We start from the raw sequence: 19,657 nt of genomic DNA, 5'->3' as shown, positions 1-19,657 counted from the left end.
CGAATGACGTATGCCTCCGAGAAGGGCCGCCTTCCTGGATTTTGGTGGCTGGGTCAGCCTTTGGGGAGTGTAACCTGAAGGTGGAAAGTGTCCACAACCGAGATAATGGACACAAGTTTGCGTGTGAAGCGCCAGCATAAAGTGTGGCCTGAGGCGTTGAAGCGCGAGATTGTGGCGGCATCTGGGATGCCCGGGGCTTCGGTGTCGATGGTCGCCCGGCAATATGATGAGAACAGCAACCAGGTTTTTTTTACCTGGCGCAAGCTCTGTGCAGAGGCTTCGGGCGTGACGCCGCCGCAGCTTTTGCCTGTGGTTGTGATGCCGGAGCAGCCTGCGGCACAGCCACCTCCGGCCGCTCCCCCGCCGGCGCCCATGGCAGATCGAACTGCCGAGCGGTTACCGGGTGCGGATCGGCACCAAGCTGGTACCGTGATCCTGAAAAACGACACCTCGGACGCTTACTTCTTTCGAAGGATTTGCGAAGGGTACAAGATTATGAGATCAGACATAACGCCCATCGTCGATACGTCCAACTTCAGGCATTCGCTCTTTAATGCGAGGTTGAACCCAGTTTTTAGAGGAAGGATTTTTTGCGTAAAATTGTTGTCTACGACCATCTTCGGTTATTAAGCCGAATAATAAATTGGAATGATGCCCATAGTACACGGAGTTTATTTTGAAATGCTGAGATACCTCGTGAACGATCGGCAAACCATAACAGCCACAAGCAGCAACGAACAAGGTCGTTCTGTTTGCTTCAATGTCAGAAAACACACTATCTCGAAATGCCTCATAAGTTTGCGTCCAAGATTGATTTGGGTAAAATGGCCATACTGAATAAGGTGAAGGCACTGTTGAAAAGTTAGATAAAGTTGATTCGAAGCCTAGGTCTCTCCATAAGCGAGCGATTTTCCCGCTTTCAAATCCTTCAGAAATTTCTTCAGAATATGCTGTTGCTAAAGTCACCCGTTGCCGATCAAGAAATTTGATAAAGGCGTCGTCATTCCAGGAGTATATTTTTTTGGAACGAAAATCAGGTTGTGCTGCTGCGATGCCTAATAGCTCTTCGTCATGTCCCGAAAGCAACACGCCGTCCCTAAGCGCTTGGTAATATTTGCCAGCCCAATCTTCAAATGACACCGCCGCGTGTCCTGGCATCGCATACCAGCCTGCATTCGTTTGTAAGCTAATAATGTTTTTTTGTAGATCAACTTGAGGGTAATTATAAGGACTAGCTGAGAAGTCGAGCCCTTCATTTTTAGCACGGAGAGCATGGCAAGCCACGTGCTCTGCCATAATTTTTGAATTTGACTTAGATTCAAAATAGCTGCGCAATGCAAATAGTTCTACATTGCCAGCGCGCACGTAAAATTTTGGGTTCGTAGATGAAAAAATAGCCGCTGGATATGAACTTGTGTCCCGAAAGTCGCATGCTTGTTCTGCTACGGAAGACAGGGGCGAAGGACGAAGTTGAAGCCAGCGCAATGGGTTGACGAATGTGTTGTATAGTGAGGCCAAAAAGAAGTCGGCGTCAGTCACGTTAGTCCACGCTACGTAGCCACGATCGTGGCTATATACTGGCCAATTAAATAGCGCGCTTGCCGTAGTCATGAACGCTATAGCAAGCTGGAACGTCCAGCCTTCAAAGCCTTTAACCTCCAGGTAAGCTATGTTGAGCGAGATGAGATTTTTGTCTTTGTAAACAACTGGCTTGTTGTGATCAAAGGCAAGGGTCCAACAATCTGTGCCGGGCAAAAATTTCGTAAAATCGGTTGCGCTACGCACATGGCCAAAGAAAGAAATTGAAATTTGGAACGCAGATATTTCCGCAAATTCGAGGTGCTTTGAGTTGTATAATTGACCCAACGTAACAAGATAGTTGGCCGGTTGCAGTAGGAGCAACGCATTAAGCACTGCCAGCCGGGGAGCTTCATCGTTCAAAAAAATCTCAAAATTTGTGTATCTTAAAATTTCCCGACAAAAATTTTCGTACTGTGAAGTGCCCCGAAAAAGAGTTAATTGAGGCCACCAACTGTGAGTAAATTCTGGGCAGTTTTTAAGTTGGTCTTCAGCTACACGTCGCGCATCGCCTAGACGTTCAACCCCGCTGTTTCTAAGGAGTTCCATTAGATAATGAGCGCCCCAAGGGAAGAAGCCATCGTGTTTATAGATCTCATAATACCCGGCAATCGCGAGTTCGGGATCACCTTTTGATGTTTCTAAAAGTGCGCCGATTCTCTCATATACGTCTTTCACGGGCTTTTTCCCTTCCTTCGATCATTAGGCACCGTTAAATATTTTATCTGTTCTTCTGGGAGAATTGAACTGCAACAGCATGTAATAAGTGAATTAATTTAGCACGCTCCTGGTAACCTTCGAAAGGACATCGCTATGGAAATGACTAGGCACAGAACCTATCAATTAATTGGCTCGGCTCAGTTTGGCTTGATTCTAGAAATAGTGGAGGGTTTTCTCCCATTTCCGATCAGTTTTTTTCCGGGTGAAAGTCTGGCGCCTTTTTTCACTTGCGCACGGCGTTCCGCTGGCGGGTAACCGCAGCATCAAGGATAGCCTACAATGGAAAGAACCTCCAAAGCCGAACGTCCGCACGAGACGCTTTTCAAATGCTTTCGGAACATAAAAAAATATTTCTGGATTCGGAAATAAATTCTGCCGCTTTAGGGGATGTTGGGTTGAGAAAAAACCCAATCAATTAATTGATTTAAAATGCTTTTAAAAATATTTCGTTTTGCCAGGTCGCATCAAGGCCCTGGATGTCGATGAACCACTTCACGGACTGGCCGCTGACCCGGTGCCAGGGCAAGCCGCTAGCAGGTAAGGGGCGCCATTCTCGAAAACGGAGATGGTCGGGAGTCGAGCGGTCGGCACAAGCCCGTCGGTGACAGTCGGGTTGCCGTGTTCATGCTCTTATTGAAAAAATGCGGGATGGTCATACCGAGACGCAAAGCGGGCTGGGCGGCGCCCCAAAAACGCCCTGGCTCATAGTTAGGCATACTCAGGAATTTTGGGGCTTGTTTTGGGGTTAAATTAAGGGGGCTATTTATTTTCTCATGTTTTTCTCAAAGGCTTTAAAATTATCACGGTCCTACTTCGGGAGCCAGGTTTTTCAATGAACAATTTCGCTGCTTTCGAACCTGCTGGATTTGTTGGCCTGGCCAAAAGACGGGGCTGAAAAGCTCGTCCCAAACGGGCAAGCTCACAACGCCTTGGATAACGCCAGCGTAAATGCCGCGCGCTGCCAGGGCGATCGGCGCGACAATTCCTGGCCTGACATCGTCAAAGCATCCGCGCCGTAAAAGCCCCTGCGCGGGGGTGGGCGCGCTCAGATCGCTTCTTCTAGGGCCGCGGCGCAGGTCAGCGGCACAAAGGAGGGTTAAAGACGGCGATCACGCCGTCTCCGCCTCCCATACAGCGACCGCCCGGGTCCAGCCCGCCGAGCCATTCTTGATTTTGGTCGGAAAGCAAATGATCTCGAAACCAAAAGGCGGCAGCTCGGCCAGGCGGGCGAGCTTTTCCAGGTGACAATAGCCGATCTTGGCGCCGGCCTTGTGCCCTTCCCAGATCAACGACGCATCGCCGGTTTCGGCAAAGCGTCTGGCTGTAAGGGGAAAGGGCGCGTCCCAGCTCCAGGCGTCGGTGCCGGTGACGCGCACGCCCCGCTCCAGCAAATATAAAGTCGCTTCACGGCCAATGCCGCAGCCTTTGCCCAGATAAGCCGGGGTGCCATATGCCGCGCCGGCGGCGGTGTTGATGACCACGATATCCAGCGGCCGCAATGTATAACCAATCCGCCGCAACTCCGCCTCAATATCCGCCGCGGTCGCCACGTAACCGTCTTCCATATGCCGGAAATCCAGCTTGACGCCGGGACGATAACACCAATCCAGCGGCACTTCGTCGATCGTGATCGCGCGCGCGCCGTCATCCATCGTCGGATGATAATGCCAGGGCGCGTCGAGATGCGTGCCGTTATGGGCGGTGACCTGCAAGCTCTCAACCGCCCAGCCGGCCCCATCCGGCAATTGGTCTTGCGTGAGACCGGGGAAAAAATTCAGCACTTCCGCGACGCTTTGGGCGTGATCCTGATAGAGGATTTTTGGGCGCAGCGGCGGCGGGTCGGCCGGGGTGTCGTTATCGATGGCGACTGAAAGATCGAGAAATCGTCTCATTCAAGGTCACTCCGGAAAAAGCGGGGGGGAGGCGTTCAGTCGGCCGCCGGCAGAGCGGCGGCCTGAACGCGGATGGCCAGAGGCGCGAGCAAAGCGGGCAATATCAAGGCCACCAGCCCCCAGCCGCAAAATGCCATGGCACTCACCAGGCTGACCCCGCCATGGCGCAACAGCAGGATGACAAGCGGGCTGAGGAATTCACCCAGGAACACGCAGCTATTGAAGCCCCCGGCGCCAACCCCGCGAACCTTTGAGGGCAGCGCCGCCAACGCCCAAGTGATCAGCCCCACCAGCAGCAGGCCGCACCCGAAGCCGTTCAAACAGCCGCCCAGAAGCAGACCGCCCTGCCCCTTGCTGACCGAAACCAGCAGCAGCCCCGCGCCAGCCGCGAAAAACCCGCCGCCGAACACCGGCACATAGCCAAAGCGCACCAGCAGGCGGAACAGCAAGGCGCCGGCCAGCACCGAGGCCTGGTTGCCGGCGGAAAGCAGCCCCGCCGTGGCCGGTGAATCGAGCCCCAGCCCGTGCAGAATGAAGCTGAGCTGAATGGGCACCATCAGCAGCGCGATACCGGTGACCAAGGCAAACGGGTAAGCCACGGCCAGCACCCGCCAGGGCAGCGTCTGCGCCCCCAGATGCGGCGTCAGCCGATGCGGCCGGGAGGGCTCCCACAACAGCTTCAATGCAAAGGGAAACATCACGATGCCGGCGACATAGAGCCAGAACGGCGTGCGCCAGCCAAACTCCCCCAGCGCGCCGCCGAGCCCGAAAAACACCGCGGCCGCGAAAGACGCGACCGCCCCCTGCAGGGAGAGCCAGAGCATACGACTGCGGCCTTCGAAATAATCGCCGATGAGCGCGGTGCAAATGGTCATCACCACCGCCTCGGCAAGCCCCAGCCCGGCACGCGAGAGCACGATCGCGTGCAAGCCCTGCAAATAGAGCGGCGCGGTGCCGAACAGCGTGTAAACCAGCAAGCCGATCAGCAGCAATCGGCGTCTGCCGAATCTGTCCGCGAGCCAGCCGGCCAAGGGCGAAAACACCGCGATCATCAGGGCCGGGATGGTGAGCATCACCGGCGTCAGGGCTGCGACATTGGGGGTTGTGATGAAATGCGCCTGCACCTCGGCCAGCACCGGCCCAAGCAGGACCGCGCCCAGAATGGGCAGGCACGACCCGCACAGCAACAAGATGCCCTGGCCGGTTCCAGCCTGGCGTTGCGTCTCGTTCATTCTCCGCTCCTTCAGCTGGCGTGCACCGGCGGGGCCGGCGGCGGCGGCGCAAATAACGGAAAGCCGATATTCACCCAGAGATTATTTTCCTTTGGCGCGTTTTTTGAAATCACGTCGAACTGATCATTGACGTTGACGATGAAGGGGATCTTCCCCAGGAACCGGCCGCTATAGGTAATGGAGGGGCCGATCCTGAAAATCTCCTGACGCGAACCGGGTATTGCCGCGCCATATTGGCTGTCGCGCTGATATTCCTGCAACCAGCCGCCGGTCACGCCAAGCTCGACCGGCCCGATATTCCAGCCGGCGATATAATCCGCCAGGTAGGCATCGCCGGAATGGTAATGGGTGCGCGTATTCGTGCTGTTGAAGAAGAGGCGGTTGGAAACGCCGATATCCAGCCCATGCGGGTTGTTGTAGCGCAGCGAGAGCACCGGCGAGTAGGTGGTATAGCCGGAGGCGATGGCGGGCTTGCTGGCGCTGTAGGCGCCGGTAGGCAGAATGAAGTCAAACCCGCTGGCGATTTTGAAATTCCGCGTCACGCTCCATTGCCCGAGAAACGGTGTGATGGTGAAATTCGCCACACCGGCAGTATGAAATTTCTGCCCGAATATTTCGGTGTTCAGCACCACGATCGGCGGGACGATTTGCGTGTAGAGACGCCCATTGCCCGGCAAAGTCACTGGCCAGCTGATCAGGATGCGCGGCGTGGTTGAAACGGAATGCACCTTGAAGGGAGGGATCTGCTTCTTGTTGCCGTGGCTATCCGTGAGATAGCCGGCGCCGGATACGTCGGTTTGGTCCAACAGGAAAATCCCCGGAATCGGCGGCAAGGAGGCAATGCCGATCGAGGTGGTGCCAACGGGATAAGGCGCGTTGTTATTTTCGAACGCCAAGGCCGGTGCCGCCGCGAGGCAGCATGAGAGGGCCACGGATAGTTTCAGGATTTTTTTCATTTCCCCAGACTTTCTCGTTATAAAGGCGCTTTGCGCGCCGCTTGGACGGTTGCGATCAATCCATAATCATGAACGTTTGAAAAATTTAGTTTTTATATGGCTCCCATTGAGCGTCTCTATCGGCAAAGCAATTTCGCCAGGACGGTAGATAAAATCAGGAGATTTCCTGGCGCGGCGCGGCGACGACACGTTGCGACAAGGCACCGAACGGCGCATGGCCATCGGCATCATAAGCCGTCATCGCGACCTCATCGCCAAACTTCAGGAAGGCGGTGCGCGGTTCGCCGTGCAGGATCATCTCGCCGCCACGCATCTCCGCGATGCAAGCGCTTCCCACACGCTGCGGCGCGCCTTCCGAAACGGTTCCCGAGCCCAGCAACGTGCCTGCGCAGAGGCAGCGTGTGCGGGCGGCGTGGCGGATCAGTTCCGGAAAGCTGAAATCCATCGCCGCGCCATCGGGCTGGCCGAACAGCGCGCCGTTCAGGCTCACCGAGAGGCGCAATTTCGCCCGCCCCTGGTCCCAGGCGGCCCCCAGCTCATCAGGGGTGATCGCCACCGGCGCGAAGCTGGTGGAGGGCTTGCATTGCAGCCAGCCAAAGCCGGTGGCCATTTCCCGCGCGGCAAGCGCGCGCAGGCTCCAATCATTGGCGATTGTCAGCAGGCGGATCGCCCGATGCGCCTCCTCCAGCGTTGCCCCCATCGGCACATCGCCCAGGCATATGGCGAACTCGCCCTCGAAATCGATCCCCAACGCTTCCGAGGGGAATGGCACATCCTCGCACGGGCCGAGCAGGCTGTCCGATCCGCCCTGGTAGATCAGCGGCAGATCGCCCTGCACATTCTTCTCCAGGCGCAGCGCCTTGGTCATCAACGCGCCATGCGCCAGGAAGGCGGAGGCATCGAGCCATTGAAAGCTGCGCGGCAGCGGCGCCATCGCCTGCTCAGGGTCGAAAGCGAAGCTCTCGCATTGGCCGTCGTTCAAGGCCTGATACAAGTTGCGAAGCGCCGGTTCGCGCGCCTCCCACTGGTCCATCAGCGCCAGCATGGTGGGCACGGGCGCCAGGCAGGCGCGGGAGAGATCACGCGAGACCACGGCCAACCGCCCATCGCGGCTGCCATCACGCAAACTGGCCAGCTTCATGAGTCGCTCCCTTTTCTCAAATCGGCGCCGCCAGCGCCTGGTGGCTGTCGCGCATGATCCGCGCATGTTCCGCCTTGTCGCCACCCGTCCGCTCGATCACGCCAAGCCGCGCCGAGTTTTCCACCACCATGCGGCAGCGCTCCCAGCGCCGGGCCTGGAACCGCGCGAGCGCGGCCTCGATGCCGCCACCGCCAGCGAGTTCCTCGGCCAGCACAATGCCATCCTCGATCCCGATACAGGCGCCCGAGGCCAGATGCGGGGTGGTCGCGTGCACCGCATCGCCGACCAGCACCACCCTGCCCTGGTACCAGCTCTTCAGCAGCAGCCCTTCCAGCGGCCGGTAGATGATCTGCGACCGCGCCCCCAGCTGCGCCCTGATCGCCTGCAAAGCCGGGTCCGGGAATGGCGCCAGCAAGGCGCGCAGATGATCGACGAAGCCGGCCGGGTCCAGGCGCTCATGCGCCGCGCGGTCCTCGGTGACGAACAGATACATCTCCTCGGCGGAAACCGGATTCACCCCCGGCTTCACCCTGTCGCCCATCCACATTGTGCAGCGCTCAATCTCGGGCGGGCGCGGCAGCACCGCGCGCCACACACCCTGGCCGCTATAGGAAGGCGCCGGCGCGTCCGGGAACAATGACGTGCGCACCTTGGAATAAAGCCCATCGGCGCCGATCAGCAGATCATACCGGCCGGTGCCGCCATCGGTGAAGGCCACGTCCACGCCGGTTTCGGTCTGGCTGATGCTGGAAAAGGTCACGCCCAACCGCACCGCCACGCCAGCCGCGCGGGTGGCGGCGGCGAGAACCCCAGCCAGGACCGGGCGCATCACGCCGGCACCGCCCGGCACATCCGGCCCCGCCAGGCGCGGGGTGGGCAGCTGGCTGATCAGCGCCCCGGCCGGGGTGCGGATATCCACGCCATCAGAGCCATGGGCGACGCGCAAAAACGCATCCAGAACGCCGAGGGTTTGCAACGCCCGCAAGGTCGCCCCGCCCAGGCTGATCCCCGCGCCGTAAGCACGCCAGCCCGGGTCGATCTCAACCAGCTCGACCTGCATACCCCGCTTGGCCAGCTCAATCGCCGCGGCCATGCCCGCGAACCCGCCGCCAATGACGAGAATTTTCTTCGCCATTCCACTCATTTCGAAATATCCTTTGAGGTCAGAGGCGCGGATGCGGTGGGCAGGAGCCGCACCAAACCCTCCGCTGTCAGCTCCACAGGCAGGGAACTGAGCGACAAGCCGGCGCATGGCCCCGAAAGGCAATGGCCGGTTTCGATGTCAAACAAGGCGCCGTGGCCATGGCAGACGATATGCGCGCCGTCCGCATCCAGATATTCATGGCGCCGCCAGGCCATGCGCGCCCCTGGCCAATGCGGGCAGGAATCACGGTAGGCATAGACATGCCCGGCGCGGCGGACCAGAAAAATCGTATCATGCCCGTCTTCACCAGGCTCGACGCCAATGGCGCCATCAACCGGAATCTCTGAAATATGGCAGAGCACCGTCATGCTCAGCTGGCCGGGCGGGCATTTGGCGGCGGCCCGCCGGGCGCCCATTTCTCACGGAACTGGAACAGATAAGCCTGGCTGGCTTCCGGCCCCATCGCCGTGGCGCGCGGCACCCAATGATCGTCATGCTGGTCCATGTCCGCGTCGAATTCGGCGTGGCAGCCCATCGGGCAATTGAAATACCAGAACCAGTTGCTGCCGAAATGATGCCGCCCCGGCCCCCAGAAGCTCTGAAAGCCGCGCTTCACCATCTGGGTTCCGGCCGCCAGAACCTGCGAGGGGCTGGCCATGTGGAAGGCGAAATGCTCGATGCCTTTGATATGCGGCGGGCTTTGGATCAGGAACAAGGCGTGATGATCCGCCATCCCGGCCGGACGCAGGAAGGGCCCGACATCGGTGAAACGATCCGTGCAGCGAAATCCCAGACGCTGCGTGTAGAAGGCTTCGGCCAAGGCCACATCGGGAACGAAATACACCACATGGGACAAAGTACGCGGCCGCGCCGCCGGCGCGCCGGGCGTGACACCGATGACATTCAGCCCACGGCTTTGCGTGGAATTGGGGACGTTGGGCATCACCTCCGCCGGCACCTCCAGCGTCTTGCGCGTCGCCAGGCAGATCCGCAAGGCAAAGCCCAGATCATCGTAAAATCCGATGCTGCCATCGGCATGCCAGGTGACCTCACGGTCACGCGCCATCTCCTTGGCAACCGCCTCGATCGTGTCCGTGTCGGCGGCGCCATAGACCGTCTCGCGCAGCATGGAACCGGTTTCCAGCGGGGCGGGCAGCTGCGCATCCGCACGCGGACGAATGCTGATCCAGGTACCATCCTCGGCGAGGAAGTGCCCGCCGTCATCGCCGCGCTCCACCACGTCAAGTCCCATATTGGCGAGGAATTCATTGCAGGCGCCAACATCGTCAACACCGAAAACAAGCCCTTCGAGGCTGGTGATGTTCATGTCTCTCTCCGTGATATCGGTTCAGGCCAGCCGGCCGCCGAGGGTTTGCGCCACCCAATCGGCGATATAGTGACCGGCATTGATAGAATTATCGAAACTCGAATGCTGCACACCGCCTTCGCGATCGGTGAAAATCTTCAGCTCGCGCTTGGGGCTGTTGACCAGCGCGTCATAGGTGCGGCCCGCCATCTCCAGCGGAATTTGTGAATCCTTCTCGCCATGCGTGACCAGAAACGGCACCTTGATGCGGTCCAGAATCCCGTCGAGATGCACATTTTCCGCGATGGCCATGAAGTCATCGATATTCGCGGCACCCCAGACCCAGCAGACATGCTCCCAGTAATGCGGCACCGGAAAGCTTCCCTCTTTTGCCAGACGGCGCTTCTGCACCTCGCGCCAATCATGGTTCGCCCCCCAGGACACACCCATGGCAAAGCGCGGCTCGAAGGCCACGGCGCGCGGACAATAATAGCCGCCGAGCGACACGCCCTCCAAGCCGATCCGCTTGGGGTCGATCTCCGGTTGGGCCTCCAGCCAATCCACCACGACGCTGGCCCAATGCTCGGAATCATAACGTGCCGTTAGATTATGCAGGCGCAGCGCCTCGCCCGTGCCGGGCTGGTCGATCACCAGCGAGGACACACCCCGACTGGCCAGCCAGGCCGGAAGCCCGACGCGATATTTCATCTCTTTCGTTGAATCCAGGCCGTTGACCTGTACCAGCACCGGCGCGGGGCCGCTGACATCTTGCGCCTGCACGAACAAGCCGGAAATCACCTTGCCTTCGTAGGGGATTTCCACGCGCCGGCAATTCTGCCGTGAGAGCGCCACGCCTTTTTCGAAAATTTCCAGAACTTTTTTGTAAAGCTCAAGCCGGCCAGGCGCGTTGCGCGATTGCAGGCGCTCGCAGGTCAGCAGATAGATGGCGGCGCGATTGAGCTTTTCACCGGCGGATAAAAGCCGCCCCGCGGCTTCGTCCTCCTGGGCGAGCTCGACCAGCTTGCCGGCCATGTTTTCCCAGGCTTCCCGGAAGGCCCGCGTGCCGGCGGCATCCGGGGCTTTCGCCGCCTCTTGCAAGGGCGCGCACATCTCCTCGATCTCGCCGATCCTGGCCCCCATCTCGATGGCGAGATCGACAGACAGATTCCAAACATAATTGGTGGGAAAATAGCGAAACATGAAATTCTCCGCGCATACCCGCCGCTTGTGCGCGGGCTTACGCCTGATGAGAGTCAAAATCAGAAATCGAGCCCGTTCATCCGGGTCGGGACGCGAATAAATTATCCGCTCGGCAAAGACGAAATCCCCTCACAACTTTTGTTGTGCGTTCATTGCGCCAGGGGGGACGGCCGTTCAAATCATCGTTTTGAATGAAAGCAATAAAAACTGTCTATGGGTGAGAAAACGCCGCATCAATCAAGGCTTGCAGCCTTTGCGCCTTATCCTTGACCAGCCCGCGCAACCATTGATTGCCGGGATCGTCATTGAGGTGAGCCGGCCAGCACATTACTTCCGGCAGTGCGGGAAAGGTGAAATCGGGCTTCACCACCCGCAGCCCCTTGCCGACCCAATGACGTGCCAGCAGCCACGGCAGGCTTGCCACTAACGGCGTGCCGATGACGGCCGCCGCCAGATTGATATAGTTGGGCAGACGAAGCCGAATATTCCGGGTGATGCCCGCGCGCGAAAAATACAGATCAGACTGGCTGATATGGGAAGATTCGCCAAACTCAATGGCCGCATAAGGCATCGATTGAAACGCATCGAGCGGCAATGTGGCGCCGACCGCGTCATTTCTCTCCCAGATCACCGGGACAAATTTATCCTCGAACACGGTTTCAAAATGATCATTCGCGTTCACGAACTCCGGCGGATGAAACATCAGATCAAGCTTGCCCTCGGCAAATTGCTGCCTGACTGCGGCTGAAAGACTGACAATCTGGGTGTTGATGCGCGGCGCGCGGTGCAGCAGCTCTCGTTGAACATCGAGCACCAGGGCATCGACGACATAATCCGAAGCGGCGATGACAATATCGGTCTCGGCTTCCGCGGGGTCGAAGCTGGAGCGGGTCAGCGCCACACGCTGCGCCTGGCGCAACAGCTCCGAAACCGGATCGCGCAGCCGGCTGGCCAAAGGCGTGGGCACCATGCGCCGCCCGACCAACACCAAAAGCTCGTCCTTGAAATGCAGCCTTAAGCGGGAGAGCGCGTTGCTGATCGTCGGCTGGGTGACGTTCAGCTGTTCCGCGACACGGGTGACATTTTCATGCGTCAGCAGCGCATCAAGGACGATCAGCAGATTCAGGTCCAGGCTATTGATCCGCATTGCGCCGCCTCCCTTTGTTATCGACAAACCCAATCATCGCGCTGGCTCTGGTTGAACGCCGGCAGGCCACGCTATCACGGCCGGCGGCTATAACTCCATGGGCAAGCAGGGCGCGATTTCGAAGCGCACATCGCTTGGGTCAAGGAGGATACCCCCGCCACCCGCAGACCCTTGGCGCCCCGGACGCCGGCGCGGGCCTGTGCAGAAGCGGGACAACCCTGCATGAAACCATGCCTTGCATCCCAGACGATATTTATTGTACCCTCATCATGAACGCGAAGATTGCGGCGGCGTCCTAAAAATCAAATCAAAGCTGCGAATAAACCAATGAGTTTTCAAAAAATCGCCTCTAAGACGGCACTGCTGACCCTGTTTTCCCTGGCGGCTTTCACGCCGGGCCAGGCTGCCTGTCCAAGCGGTGGCATCTATTCGTCAGCCCAGGCGCAGGCGGGCATGAGCGTCTATAATGATAAATGCGCTTCCTGCCATAATGCAGATATGTCCGGCAATTCCGGCCCGGCGCTGGCGGGGCCAAAATTTCAGGCCTATCTGCAATTCACCAAAATCACCGCTTCCCAGCTGGAATCATTTATCGCCACCCAGATGCCGGCGGATGCGCCGGGCAGTCTGACGGATACGCAATATAAGGATATTTTTGCCTATATCCTCTCCTATAACCATTACCCGGCGGGAACGGCCGATATGACGAATGACGGGTTGAGCTGCCTCAATATGCTGCCTTATCCCGGCAAGGCCCAGTAAGGGCACGTTTACACAAAATTCGGAGCCTATGCCTCAAAACCTTAAAAATCCAAGCTAAAAGCCAACACAATAAAAATCAGGGAGATTGAAATGAACAGTCCAAGGTTCAAGAAAACATCTGCAACCCTGGCTTCGGTTTTGGCCGGCACGGCGCTGCTGCTCAGCCTGGGCGCGGCGGCGGCGGACCAGCCGCCGGAAAATATGGGGGCTGAAACCGGCGGCGCGAAAGCGGCCGCCAGCGGCCCGGCGGTGAGCGCGAACACCAACGTCACCGATGAAATGACCGCGACTGCCGCGAAAACCGGGCAAAACTGGCTGGGCTCGGGCGATGGTTATGAAAATCACCGGTTTTCGCCTCTGAAACAGATCAACGACACGAATATCGCGAAACTCGCGCCCGTCGCCATCGCTCAGACCGGCTATACCGCCAGCTTCGAGACGACGCCGATCGTCGTCAATGGTGTGATGTATATCACCACGCCGATGGTCAACAGCAAGCAGGCGCTCATTGCCATGAATGCGGCCACGGGCGAGACGCTATGGACCTACACCTACACGGACGGGCTGAACCAGATCTGTTGCGGCCCGGTCAATCGCGGCGCCACCGTCGCGAATGGGAATGTCTATTTCCTCACACTCGATAACAGCCTGGTCGATGTCAACGCCAATACCGGCGATCTGGTCTGGAAGGTGAATGTCGCCGATGCGCAGGCCGGCTATTCGGAAACCATGGCGCCGATCGTCTATAAGGGCCAGGTGATTATCGGCAGCGCTGGCGGTGAGTGGCCGATTCGCGGTTTCGTCGCCTCCTATGACGCCGCGACCGGCAAACAGAGCTGGCGCTTCAACACCACCAACGACAAAACCAGCTGGGCTGGCGATTCCTGGAAAACCGGCGGCGGCACGGTGTGGACGACCCCGGCCATCGACACCAAGCGCGGCCTGCTGATCTTCTCGACCGGCAATCCCAATCCGGATCTGGATGGCTCGCAGCGCGCCGGCGATAATCTCTACACCGATTCCATCGTGGCGCTGCACATCAAGGACGGCACACTGGCCTGGTACTATCAGGAAGTGCCGCATGATGTCTGGGATTACGACGCCGTCAGCAATGTCGTTCTGTTCGATACCATGGACCATGGCAAAATGGTGCCCGCGGCCGGGCAAGCCGGCAAAACCGCGTTTTTCTACATCGTCAACCGTGAAACCGGCAAGCTGATCCGCAAATCCGAACCGTTCGACGAGCAGAAGAACATGTTCGCGCAACCGACCAAGGAGGGCGTGCAGAGCCTGCCAGGCGCCAATGGCGGCGATGACTGGGCGCCACCGGCCTACTCGCCGCTGACCAAATATATCTATGTGATGGGCATGAATCAGCTGATGACCTTCACCACGGAGAATAATGCCGGCGATATACCGGGCCAGATCCGTCTCGGCAGCACCTTCAAGAACGTGCCGCACGGGCTGCAAAACGGCACCTTCACCGCCATCGACGTGAATAGCGGCAAGATCGCGTGGAACGTGACCGTGCCGCAACCGACGATGGGCGGGGCCTTGGTCACCGCCGGCAACATCGCCTTCATGGGCGAGGGCAATGGCTGGTTCGATGCCTTCAACGCGAAAACCGGGAAGAAATTGTGGCATTTCTACCTGGGGGCGGGCGTCAACGCGCCGCCTGTCGCCTATGAGGTCAATGGCCGTGAATATATCGCCGTGGCCGCGGGCGGGAATTTCCAGATGACCTATCCGCTCGGCGACGCGGTGGCGATCTTCGCCTTGCCGCAAGGCTAAAAATGACGCTGTTCAAAAAGACCGCGTTATAATCAAGAAACCCGGTCAGATCTGTTGATCTGACCGGGTTTTGTCATGCGTCATTCCAAGCTTTTCGGCTCAGGCCGCCTTGCTGAACAGCACCGCCTTGGTGATGGCATCGGCCAGCGCCTCGATCCCCTCGCCGCTGCGGGCATTGGTGGCCAGGAGCGGCTTGCCGGCGCGGGCGGTGGTCGCCTCCGCGAGCATCGCGTGGAGATCGACGCCGACATGCGGCGCCAGGTCGGTCTTGTTGATCACCAGCAAATCACAGCGCAGCACGCCGGGGCCGCGCTTGCGGGGGATATCGTCGCCGCCGGCGACATCGATGACGAAAATCCACCAATCGACCAGATCCAGCGAGAAGGTGGAGGCGAGGTTGTCGCCGCCGGATTCATAAATGATCAGCTCCAGCCCGGGATTGGCGGCTTCCATCCGGTCGCCGGCCAGCATGTTCAGGGTCGGGTCCTCGCGGATCACGGTATGGGGGCAGGCCCCGGCCTCGACCGCGCCGACGCGCTCAGGGTCGATCAGCCCGGAGCGGCGCAGCCGTTCGGCGTCCTCGGCGGTGACGAGATCGTTGGTGATGACGGCAAAATTCACGCCGCGTCGCTGCAGCACCGGGATCAAGGCTTCGATCAGGGCGGTTTTGCCTGAGCCCACCGGGCCGCCGATACCGATTCGCGCTGCTGTCATCTGCCCTCGTCACTCCATTCACGGATTCGCCATCTCAGCAAACACCTTGGGCGCTGGCGCGTCCAGCCCCATCGCGCAGGGCCGGATTCCGGCCGCCGCCAGCGCCGCCTGCATGGCGGCGCCGTCCAGGCAGGCCCTGGCATGCATCTGCCCCTGGCGGCCCAGATGATGGCGCTGCGCCGGATGGTCAGCGAGGCGGTCCAGCCAGACGGCGGCATGTTCGATCTCCGGCTCCGCCCAAAGCGCGCCGGGCAGATCCGCATAATGCCCACCCGCATCGCGGACCGGGATCAGGCGATGCGGGACGAGGCCAGCGCTGTCCGCATCCATGAAAGCGAGATTGCCGGACCAGCCGGTGGCCACCACCGGCTTTCCGGCCAGCATCGCCTCGGCCAGCACCAGCCCGAACCCTTCCGCGCGGTGCAGGCTGAGCACGATATCGGCCCGCCACAGCAAGCCAGCGAGGCGCGGCCGCGGCCAGTCCTCCGGGATGATGCGGATATTTGGCCCGGCCTGGGCCTGCACCAAAGCGGCCGCACGCGGGAAGGCCGCCGCACCCTGAAGCTTGACGATCAGCACACGATCGGCCCGCGCGCCGAAGGCCTGGCGAAACGCCGCGATGGCCGCCAGCGGGTTTTTGCGTTCCAGACCGGAACCCAGAGCGAGCACGACCAGCACCACCACCGCCTCTGGCGGCAGCGCCAGAGGCTCCGGCGCTACCGGGGCGGGCGGCGGGCAGAGGGCCAGAGGATAAGGCACCAGCCGTACCCGGCCGGGTAGCAGCCGGCTCAGCGCCCGCGCCACGAAGGGCGATGGCGCCCAGACCTCGTGCACATAGCGCGCCCCCGCCGCCCAGGCGGGCGGCAAAGTCGGCAATTCCCAGACCCAGCTGCCGATGACATGGCGGCCGCGCAGGAAATCGGCACCGCAACGGGCAAGCATCGGCGCCAGGCTAGGAGCGTTGACCGCCAGCAGCAGGGCAGCGGCTGGTGGTACTTGGCCGCTGCGGGGATGGCCGATGCCCAGCCGGACCGGCGTGCCGCCATAGCCCAGCGCTGCCGCCGCCGTCGCGAAACACCGCGCCGCCTCGCCCAGCCCGGTCAGCGCATCCATCTCGCCCGCCACGGCAAGTCCGGTCGAGCGCGGCGGCGGGGTCGGATCGCAGGAGGGGGCCATATGCCCGGCGAGCCAGGCCAGCCCCTCCCGCCGGGCCTTTTGCGGCAGGCAGCGCCAGAGCCGATGCGGCAAGGATAGCGAACCGGTCACGTCACACCTCCAGTCGGGTTGCAACGATTCATCTTTTAACAACTTTTAGTTTAATTTCGACAACGTTTTTATTATGCTGTGCGTATGTCAGAACCGCTCTTATTGCCGTTTCGTCCGGTACAGCCTCCGGCGCTGGACGGGCTGGCCGCGCCCCTCGCCGGGCGGCTGCTCTGCGCCATGCGCTATGGGCCGCTCGGCGCCAGTTCGCGGCTGCGGCTGGGGCAATATATGCCGCTTCTGGCGCAGGCGGGCTTAAGCGTCAGCCAAAGCTCGTTTCTTGATGATGCGTATCTGCGGGCGCTCTATAGCGGGCGAGCGCGAGGCGGGGCGGCGCTGGACGGATATCGGCGGGCCTTGTCCCTGCCCCAGGCCATCCGCCAGCATGATCTGCTCTGGATCGAGAAGGAGCTGCTGCCCTGGATGCCATTCTGGCTGGAGCGCGGGGTGCTGGGGCACACGCCCTATATTCTGGATTTCGATGATGCCTGGGCGCTGCGCTACGCGGCCTCGCCGTCGGCTTTGGTGCGGGCGGTGCTGCGCAACAAGTTCGGGCAGCTGCTGCGCGGCGCGGCCTTGTGCATCGTCGCCAACGAAACTCTTTATCGCTGGGCCGCCAGCGAGGGGGCGCGCCATATTCTGCTGCTGCCGACCGTGGTGGACATCGCCCGCTATGAGCCGCGGTCCCCGCCTTGCGGCCCGTTCACCATCGGCTGGATCGGCACGCCGCTGACCGCCGCCTATCTGGATCTCGTCGCCGCGCCGCTGCGCCAGCTGGCGCGGGAAGCGCCGATGCGGCTGCTGGTGATCGGCGCGCCCGGTTTCACCCTGCCCGGGGTGGAGGTAGAGAGCCTGCCCTGGAGTGCAGAGAGAGAGGCTGAGCTGATCGGGCGCTGCCATGCCGGCATCATGCCGCTGCCGGACAGTGAATGGACCAACGGCAAATCCGGTTACAAGCTGATCCAGTATATGGCGATGGCAAGGCCGGCGGTGGGCAGCGCCATCGGCGCCAATCATCGCATCGTACAGCCGGGGGAAACCGGCTTCCTGGCCAGCAGCAGCGCGGACTGGCTGCAAAGTCTGCGGACGCTACGCGACGACCCTGCCCGCGCCAGCGCGATGGGCATGGCGGCGCGGCGGCGGGTGGAGCAGCATTACACCCTCGCCGTCACCGCGCCGCTGCTGGTGGAGACGATCAGCGAGCTGCTTGGCAATAGGTTTGCACGTAGGGCAGAAACGCCGTCTGCAGGGCCGGCACGCTGAGCTTGAAGGTCTCCAGCCGGTAGGGCGCGTGGCGACGATATCCGCCGCGGGGCTTGGCTTTGATCTTGCCATCCATCGCGGCGCGGGCGGCCGCGGTGAAGGGCTCATCGAAATGCGCGTAGATGCGCTCGATCGCCGTCAGCGGGTCGGCGGTGAATTCCTCATACTGCATGTGCAGCTTGCGCGCCGCCGGCACATCCGCGCGCTGGTCGAATTCCAGCAGCAGGTTCGCGCCCTGCGTCCAGCGCGCCGCCACCTGTGCGCCGATCTCCCCGGCGTCGATATTGCGCAGGAAGGGCTTGCGCAGCACCTGGGTGAGATGCGCCACCGACCCCAGCACGGCGATCGGGTCGCGATGCAGAATCACGAAGCGCGCATCCGGATACACATCCAGGATCGCATCCAGCGTGAAGGTGTGGTCAGGGCATTTCAGCACCCAGCGCGCGGAGGTGCCGTTTTGCAGGAATTGCAGGAACTTCTTGTGAAACACGAAGGCATCGCGATGGCCGTGGGTTTCCAGCCAGTCGAAATAGCCGGGCACGCGATGGGTGCTGTCGAAGCGCAGGCTCTGAAAGACATGCGAGGTGATCTCGCTGCATTCCTGCGGGCTGTCGGCATGGATCGGGTGCATGTCGCGAAAGCCAGGGGCCAGATCGTTGAACAGATCCAGCTGCTTATCGACGCTGATCACCCGCTTGTCGCCAGCCGGGTTGAAGCCGGCCGGGCGCGGCGCGGGATAGATCATCTGCCAGTTGCGTGGCACCTGGTTGTCAGGGTCTTCGGCCATCAGCGCATGCAGGAAGCTGGTGCCCGAGCGCGGCAGGCCGAGGATGAACAGAGGCGCCTTCACCGGCGTGGCGCCGAGCGCCGGATTGGCGCGGTGGGCATCCTCGATGGTCTGGGCGTTGCGCAGCAGCCGGGCGAAATCCCAGCGCAGCGAGACGCGGCCGAACAGGCTCAGCTCTGATTCGGCCTTAATGGAGGCGAGCAACGCCTCCAGCCCGGCGACGGAATCAGCAGTGGGCGTGGCCCCGGCGGTGCGGATCAGCGCCTGCGCGGAGGGCACCGCGAAGGCGCCATCCGGAATGACCTTATCGGCCAAATTGAAGCTCCGGCTCAAACACTTCGCCAGGGCTGACATCTCAGTGCGACTTCCGCTCGATCAGCTCGATCTTGTAACCGTCCGGATCCTCGATGAAGGCGATCACCGTGGTACCGAATTTCACCGGGCCGGGCTCGCGGGCGATTTTCACCCCGGCGGCGCGCAGTTTTTCGCAGGTGGCGTAAATATCCGGCACACCCAGCGCCAGATGGCCGAAGGCGGAGCCAAGTTCGTAGGTCTCGACGCCCCAATTATAGGTGAGCTCAAGCACGGTATTGCTGCGCTCATCGCCATAACCGACGAAAACGAGGGTATATTTGCCATCCGGCACCTCGTTGCGGCGCAGCTCTTTCATGCCCAGCAGTTCGGTGTAGAATTTTACGCTTCGTTCGAGGTCGCCGACCCGCAACATGGTGTGGAGGTACGTAAATTCGCTCATCGCCTGT

At 60.5% G+C, this 19,657-nt stretch carries 17 protein-coding genes and 1 pseudogene; 4 read left to right on the top strand and 14 right to left on the bottom strand.

Annotated elements, in window-relative coordinates:
* Positions 1–105: 105 nt before the first annotated feature.
* Positions 106–288 (top strand): annotated as a pseudogene (locus MXAZACID_RS20415) (transposase); the annotation flags it as partial.
* A gap of 213 nt (positions 289–501) precedes the next feature.
* Here MXAZACID_RS20415 and MXAZACID_RS19985 read toward each other — a convergent pair.
* The 10 genes from MXAZACID_RS19985 to MXAZACID_RS03065 all read right to left on the bottom strand — a co-directional run bounded on the left by MXAZACID_RS19985 (position 502) and on the right by MXAZACID_RS03065 (position 12,316).
* Positions 502–2,256, bottom strand: coding sequence for a hypothetical protein (locus tag MXAZACID_RS19985; protein WP_240376503.1), 1,755 nt, complete (start codon positions 2,254–2,256; stop codon positions 502–504).
* A gap of 1,151 nt (positions 2,257–3,407) precedes the next feature.
* Complete coding sequence (locus tag MXAZACID_RS03105) at positions 3,408–4,190, bottom strand: cyclase family protein (RefSeq protein ID WP_008492608.1); 783 nt, start codon at positions 4,188–4,190, stop codon at positions 3,408–3,410.
* 35 nt (positions 4,191–4,225) lie between these two features.
* The gene (locus MXAZACID_RS03100) at positions 4,226–5,422 is read right to left on the bottom strand and encodes an MFS transporter (protein ID WP_008492607.1); all 1,197 of its coding nucleotides are present in this window, start codon (positions 5,420–5,422) and stop codon (positions 4,226–4,228) included.
* An 11-nt stretch (positions 5,423–5,433) separates the two neighbouring features.
* Positions 5,434–6,378, bottom strand: coding sequence for a transporter (locus tag MXAZACID_RS03095; protein ID WP_008492606.1), 945 nt, complete (start codon positions 6,376–6,378; stop codon positions 5,434–5,436).
* Positions 6,379–6,532: 154 nt separating this feature from the next.
* The gene (locus MXAZACID_RS03090) at positions 6,533–7,519 is read right to left on the bottom strand and encodes a fumarylacetoacetate hydrolase family protein (protein WP_008492605.1); all 987 of its coding nucleotides are present in this window, start codon (positions 7,517–7,519) and stop codon (positions 6,533–6,535) included.
* 16 nt (positions 7,520–7,535) lie between these two features.
* The gene (locus MXAZACID_RS03085) at positions 7,536–8,663 is read right to left on the bottom strand and encodes an FAD-dependent oxidoreductase (protein ID WP_039884676.1); all 1,128 of its coding nucleotides are present in this window, start codon (positions 8,661–8,663) and stop codon (positions 7,536–7,538) included.
* Positions 8,660–9,031, bottom strand: coding sequence for a Rieske 2Fe-2S domain-containing protein (locus MXAZACID_RS20410; RefSeq protein ID WP_039884926.1), 372 nt, complete (start codon positions 9,029–9,031; stop codon positions 8,660–8,662). The genes MXAZACID_RS03085 and MXAZACID_RS20410 overlap by 4 nt, the downstream gene beginning before the upstream one ends.
* Before the next feature lie 2 nt (positions 9,032–9,033).
* Entirely contained in the window at positions 9,034–9,990 is a 957-nt protein-coding gene (locus MXAZACID_RS03075) for a VOC family protein (protein WP_008492600.1), read from the bottom strand.
* Positions 9,991–10,011: 21 nt separating this feature from the next.
* Positions 10,012–11,169 carry a S9 family peptidase gene (locus MXAZACID_RS03070; RefSeq protein ID WP_008492599.1) on the bottom strand — a complete coding sequence of 386 codons (1,158 nt, stop codon included), beginning with the start codon at positions 11,167–11,169 and terminating at the stop codon, positions 10,012–10,014.
* A gap of 211 nt (positions 11,170–11,380) precedes the next feature.
* Positions 11,381–12,316, bottom strand: coding sequence for a LysR family transcriptional regulator (locus MXAZACID_RS03065; protein ID WP_008492598.1), 936 nt, complete (start codon positions 12,314–12,316; stop codon positions 11,381–11,383).
* A gap of 282 nt (positions 12,317–12,598) precedes the next feature.
* Between MXAZACID_RS03065 and MXAZACID_RS03060 the strand changes: the two genes are divergently transcribed.
* Together MXAZACID_RS03060 and MXAZACID_RS03055 are read left to right on the top strand one after the other, a co-directional pair.
* On the top strand, positions 12,599–13,078 hold the full coding sequence (locus MXAZACID_RS03060) for a c-type cytochrome (protein WP_240376496.1): 480 nt from the start codon (positions 12,599–12,601) through the stop codon (positions 13,076–13,078).
* A gap of 90 nt (positions 13,079–13,168) precedes the next feature.
* On the top strand, positions 13,169–14,869 hold the full coding sequence (locus MXAZACID_RS03055) for a PQQ-binding-like beta-propeller repeat protein (RefSeq protein WP_039884675.1): 1,701 nt from the start codon (positions 13,169–13,171) through the stop codon (positions 14,867–14,869).
* A 99-nt stretch (positions 14,870–14,968) separates the two neighbouring features.
* Here the strand turns inward: MXAZACID_RS03055 and ureG are convergent, their stop codons facing one another.
* Positions 14,969–15,583, bottom strand: coding sequence for an urease accessory protein UreG (ureG, locus tag MXAZACID_RS03050; RefSeq protein WP_008492595.1), 615 nt, complete (start codon positions 15,581–15,583; stop codon positions 14,969–14,971).
* An 18-nt stretch (positions 15,584–15,601) separates the two neighbouring features.
* Positions 15,602–16,849, bottom strand: coding sequence for a glycosyltransferase (locus MXAZACID_RS03045; RefSeq protein WP_008492594.1), 1,248 nt, complete (start codon positions 16,847–16,849; stop codon positions 15,602–15,604).
* An 84-nt stretch (positions 16,850–16,933) separates the two neighbouring features.
* On the opposite strand from MXAZACID_RS03045, the gene MXAZACID_RS03040 reads away from it, so the two are divergent.
* Positions 16,934–18,109, top strand: a complete 1,176-nt coding sequence (locus MXAZACID_RS03040) for a glycosyltransferase (RefSeq protein WP_083878420.1) — start codon at positions 16,934–16,936, stop codon at positions 18,107–18,109.
* On the opposite strand, the gene MXAZACID_RS03035 is transcribed toward MXAZACID_RS03040, so the two are convergent.
* Together MXAZACID_RS03035 and gloA are read right to left on the bottom strand one after the other, a co-directional pair.
* Positions 18,042–19,211: a sulfotransferase gene (locus MXAZACID_RS03035; protein WP_168118375.1), complete on the bottom strand. Its 1,170-nt coding sequence runs from the start codon at positions 19,209–19,211 to the stop codon at positions 18,042–18,044. The genes MXAZACID_RS03040 and MXAZACID_RS03035 overlap by 68 nt on opposite strands.
* A 40-nt stretch (positions 19,212–19,251) precedes the next feature.
* Positions 19,252–19,650, bottom strand: a complete 399-nt coding sequence (gene gloA / locus MXAZACID_RS03030; RefSeq protein WP_008492590.1) for a lactoylglutathione lyase — start codon at positions 19,648–19,650, stop codon at positions 19,252–19,254.
* Between the last annotated feature and the right edge of the window lie 7 nt (positions 19,651–19,657).

It is taken from the genome of Acidocella sp. MX-AZ02 (assembly GCF_000306035.1).
Classification (GTDB): domain Bacteria; phylum Pseudomonadota; class Alphaproteobacteria; order Acetobacterales; family Acetobacteraceae; genus Acidocella; species Acidocella facilis.
Note: the sequence above shows the minus strand (reverse complement) of the source record. Positions and strands in the feature narration are given on the sequence as shown.

Coding starts and splice junctions, on each gene's coding strand:
- MXAZACID_RS03105 (WP_008492608.1), bottom strand. CDS start 4,190: ATGAGACGATTTCTCGATCTTTCAGTCGCCATCGATAACGACACCCCG.
- MXAZACID_RS03100 (WP_008492607.1), bottom strand. CDS start 5,422: ATGAACGAGACGCAACGCCAGGCTGGAACCGGCCAGGGCATCTTGTTG.
- MXAZACID_RS03095 (WP_008492606.1), bottom strand. CDS start 6,378: ATGAAAAAAATCCTGAAACTATCCGTGGCCCTCTCATGCTGCCTCGCG.
- MXAZACID_RS03090 (WP_008492605.1), bottom strand. CDS start 7,519: ATGAAGCTGGCCAGTTTGCGTGATGGCAGCCGCGATGGGCGGTTGGCC.
- MXAZACID_RS03085 (WP_039884676.1), bottom strand. CDS start 8,663: ATGAGTGGAATGGCGAAGAAAATTCTCGTCATTGGCGGCGGGTTCGCG.
- MXAZACID_RS20410 (WP_039884926.1), bottom strand. CDS start 9,031: ATGACGGTGCTCTGCCATATTTCAGAGATTCCGGTTGATGGCGCCATT.
- MXAZACID_RS03075 (WP_008492600.1), bottom strand. CDS start 9,990: ATGAACATCACCAGCCTCGAAGGGCTTGTTTTCGGTGTTGACGATGTT.
- MXAZACID_RS03070 (WP_008492599.1), bottom strand. CDS start 11,169: ATGTTTCGCTATTTTCCCACCAATTATGTTTGGAATCTGTCTGTCGAT.
- MXAZACID_RS03065 (WP_008492598.1), bottom strand. CDS start 12,316: ATGCGGATCAATAGCCTGGACCTGAATCTGCTGATCGTCCTTGATGCG.
- MXAZACID_RS03055 (WP_039884675.1), top strand. CDS start 13,169: ATGAACAGTCCAAGGTTCAAGAAAACATCTGCAACCCTGGCTTCGGTT.
- ureG (WP_008492595.1), bottom strand. CDS start 15,583: ATGACAGCAGCGCGAATCGGTATCGGCGGCCCGGTGGGCTCAGGCAAA.
- MXAZACID_RS03040 (WP_083878420.1), top strand. CDS start 16,934: ATGTCAGAACCGCTCTTATTGCCGTTTCGTCCGGTACAGCCTCCGGCG.
- gloA (WP_008492590.1), bottom strand. CDS start 19,650: ATGAGCGAATTTACGTACCTCCACACCATGTTGCGGGTCGGCGACCTC.